1 protein-coding gene is annotated in these 722 nt (G+C 66.1%); it reads left to right on the forward strand.

Features of this window, described 5'->3' with window-relative positions; genetic code table 11:
- Nucleotides 1-309: 309 nt before the first annotated feature.
- Nucleotides 310-722: hypothetical protein (locus AWQ68_RS00155; RefSeq protein ID WP_218006729.1), on the forward strand; the 413-nt coding region annotated here is incomplete at its 3' end.

Here is a 722-nt window from a genome sequence, read left to right on the forward strand (position 1 = left end):
CGCCGAAGGCAGGTCAAAGCGAGGACGCTCGTTCGAACACGCGCGCACGAACGGCGACGTTGACCGCAACAACCCGCCTTAACCCTGCTTGAGGCGACTCAAAATCGGGCGGACGAGGCTAGGTCTCGTTCTGCGTGATGCGCGTCAGCTGGGTGGCCATCACCGTATCGATGAACTCAGGCGGCGAGCGCGAGACGGAAGGATAGATCCTCGCAGCCGATCACGCTCAAGTAGTTCGACTCCAGTACGGATGACTGGGAACAGTATGGTGTCGCCTATGACCAAGAGAATCGAGACCTCTTCTCAGCGGTGAACGTGGCCGACGAGCGCTGGACGCTCGACCACCGACCCTCCCTGTTCGATCACGCCTCCCGGCTCCACGCTCCAGTGCCCGACCCGCCGCTTCCCGACGGCGGCTGCCTCTGTCCGGACCAGGACGACGAGCCTGATGCGTGGGGGCGCGCCTCCACGTCCTCCTCGCTCAGAAGGCTCCTCGCCGCGCTGGAGGAGTTCCGCACCGAGCCGGACCGCTCCCTCGCCGCGCTCCACGACGACATCCGCGACCTGAGAGCACCCCTGTGTGTGCTCGATCACCTGAAACCGGACGACCTATCGTGGCTTCCCCATGCTCTCGCCCGCGAGACGGGGATCTGGCTGGCGCGCCACGGCACCCACCACCTCCCAGTCGGTGCGGGCCTCCACCTGCTGGCAGGCAGAGCCAC

This window comes from Microtetraspora fusca (assembly GCF_001570365.1).
GTDB lineage: Bacteria > Actinomycetota > Actinomycetes > Streptosporangiales > Streptosporangiaceae > Microtetraspora > Microtetraspora fusca.